Raw genomic sequence first — 2,663 nt, 5'->3', positions numbered from 1 at the left:
GGGCATCGTCTTGTCAAGAGGCCGTTGGCAGCGCCTCCTCGGCGTCGATGCAGAGCCGCTTTGCCTCCTCCAGCTCGGGGCGCGGCACCGGAATCTGGCGCGCCTCGAAAGCGTCCTTCGGATGTTCGACAAAGTGCGCGAGGGCCGATGCGCATCCGATGAAGGGCGCTTGTTCGGGGCGCTCCTTGATGTCCCATCGCTCGTGCAAGCGGGACGCCGGCTTCAGGATCAACCGGTCGAAGTCGGCCTTGTCCGTCTGGCGCACCGCGAAGTCGGTGTTGTCCCCTCGTCGGACGACGGTGGTCAGCACCATCTCGCCCAGGAGGATGAAGGCGAGCGTCTCACTGGCCGGCGCAGGGGCGGCATCCCCGCGGCAGGAGCTGATGGAACGGGCACAGTTGCAGCGGGCGCCGTCGCTGCAGGCACCGCTGTCGTCCGCCGTCGCTGCAAGCGAGCAGTGCACAACAACAACTCGCCAGCCAAGCACCGATCACCGCGGGGTCGCTGCGCGTCCCGGCGGCGCGCCTTCTGRAGTGTTTGTCCATGCAACCGCTTGCGGCGCATGGGCAGCCCGTCGCCGAGCGCTAAGGTAGCGCCAGCAGTCCGATCAAGATTCAGCCGCCGCTGTCGTCATGTTCCCTCATCGCTTCCCTTGAATGCATCGTTGATAGCCAACGGCAACAGCATTTATCGAAACGCTTGAGCGCGAAGCGGCCAATGTCTGGCCAAGGCCGAGAACTTTCTGCGCTAATTGCAAGCAATTCGCGAAGCCGACCATTGCGTGCCCTCGTGTCCGGCGTACCTTGAGTTGTCAAAAAGGCCTTGTTGAAGTCGACGCGTCATCGATGTGCATCACACCCTGGTCGAATTCGACAGATTCAGCGGGCAAGCGTCAGGGAGTCGTCAGCTTGCGCCGGGGCTTGACCGAGCTTCGGCGAACGAGGGCGTGGACCGTTCAGGGGGCCTCAGATCTGGTGGGTATGGTGGTTATTATTGATAAAAAGTAGGTATAATAACCACCATGCGCAGCTCTGACATCGTCAAGAAGCTCGAAGCCGATGTCGAAGGCTGGGCGCTGCGCTCGGTCCGCGGCAGTCACCATGTATTCAATCACCCTGTCGAGCCGGGTCACATCACCGTGCCGCATCCAAAGAAAGACCTGGGCATCGGCCTCGTCCAGAAGCTTCTCAAGCAGGCCGGATTGAAGTAAAGGAGTCGATCGTGAAATTCCTCATTGCCATGGAGCCCGGAACCGACAAGACGGCCTTCGGCGTGGCTGTGCCTGATCTGCCGGGATGCTTTTCGGCGGGTGACACGCTTGAAGAGGCCTTCGACAACGCAAAGGAAGCGATCGACGCTTTTTTGGAGGCGTTGGCCGAAGATGGCGCCGAAATTCCCACGCCGAAGTCGATGGCGATGCACATGGCCGACCCCAAGTACGCGGGCTGGACGTGGGGAGTCGTCGAACTGGACGTAACGCGCTACGAAGGAAAGGCAGAGAAGATCAACATCACGCTGCCAGGCCGCCTCTTGGCCAGAATCAATGCCTACACGCAGTCGCACAACACCAATCGCAGCCGCTTCCTCGCCGACGCGGCCCGCGCCGCGATGCAAGGCTAAGGATGCCGGTGGGGGCGGGTGATGTTCGGCCTCGAGCCGATGTCGCACAACGGTCCACCATAATGTGCGGGCCCGCCTGCAAGAGCTTTGCAGCGCGCGTCCTCGCGCATTTATGTCGCCTGCCGCCGTAGCTTTCCTGATGTCCCGTTGCGCTCCCCAGGCGCAACTTTCCGAATCAGCAGGTCAGACCGACGCTTCTCGCGCAAGTGCAGCCAAGTCTTGATAGGTACCCGCAAGTTGAATCAGACCCTCATGAATCGCGAGATCCCCAATGAAATCAACGGGATAGCGCCAAAAGCCCTCCGCTCAAGCGCTCGCGAAGCCTGCTCTTTCCGGCCACACGCCCATGATGGCTCCCGGTCTGTCACAGGGGAAATAGGTAAGTTCGGCGCAAAGCTACGCCGAAAGCTACGCCGACTTCGGCTCCTCCTGCGCCGACAGCCGGTCTCGGCCATCAGCGGTCACTCGATCACCCGGTCGGCGCGCAGTAGCACCGACTGCGGGATGGTGAGACCGAGCGCCTGGGCGGTCTTGAGGTTGAGCACGAACTCGAAACGCGTGGGCTGTTCGATCGGCAAGTCGCTGGGCTTTGCACCTTTCAGGATTCGGTCGACGTAATTCGCACCCCGTCGGAACATCTCCTGGTAGTTCGGACCGTATGACATGAGGCCGCCCGCCTGCACGAATTCCATTGCCCCGTACAACGCGGGAATCCGACTTTTCAGGGCGAAGCCGATGATCGCCACTTCGTTCGAGAACGTTAGCGGGTCTGGAAAAACGAGAATTCCATCAGAATTCTGGCGCGAAATTTCGCCGAACGCCTCCTCGATACCCTTGACGCCTTGGATTGGAACCGACTGGATCTGCACACCGAGGACCTTTGCTGTCGCTTCCAGTTCCTGAATTGCGATTTCGGCGGGCGGAGTCGCGGCGTTCGCAAGGACGGCAACCCGGACCATCGCGGGCACTACTTCCTTGAGCGACGCCAATCGCTTCGCAGCCAGTTGCGGAGCAATCGAAGTGACACCTGTGATGTTGCCGCC

General features: G+C 61.1%; 4 protein-coding genes. 2 read left to right on the top strand and 2 right to left on the bottom strand.

Going from position 1 to position 2,663, the window contains the following annotated elements:
- Window positions 1–13: 13 nt before the first annotated feature.
- Window positions 14–463, bottom strand: a complete 450-nt coding sequence (locus tag AC1DY5_RS50605) for a hypothetical protein (protein WP_478121846.1) — start codon at window positions 461–463, stop codon at window positions 14–16.
- 558 nt (window positions 464–1,021) lie between these two features.
- Here AC1DY5_RS50605 and AC1DY5_RS50600 point away from each other — a divergent pair.
- The gene (locus AC1DY5_RS50600) at window positions 1,022–1,210 is read left to right on the top strand and encodes a type II toxin-antitoxin system HicA family toxin (protein ID WP_478121845.1); all 189 of its coding nucleotides are present in this window, start codon (window positions 1,022–1,024) and stop codon (window positions 1,208–1,210) included.
- Between the two features lie 29 nt (window positions 1,211–1,239).
- Entirely contained in the window at window positions 1,240–1,620 is a 381-nt protein-coding gene (locus AC1DY5_RS50595) for a type II toxin-antitoxin system HicB family antitoxin (RefSeq protein ID WP_478121844.1), read from the top strand.
- A gap of 461 nt (window positions 1,621–2,081) precedes the next feature.
- Here the strand turns inward: AC1DY5_RS50595 and AC1DY5_RS50590 are convergent.
- Window positions 2,082–2,663, bottom strand: a 582-nt coding sequence (locus tag AC1DY5_RS50590) for an ABC transporter substrate-binding protein (protein ID WP_478121843.1), incomplete at its 5' end; no start/stop codon positions are given.

This window comes from Variovorax sp. P4_D9 (assembly GCF_056401695.1).
This window is presented reverse-complemented; position numbering and strand designations above follow the sequence as displayed.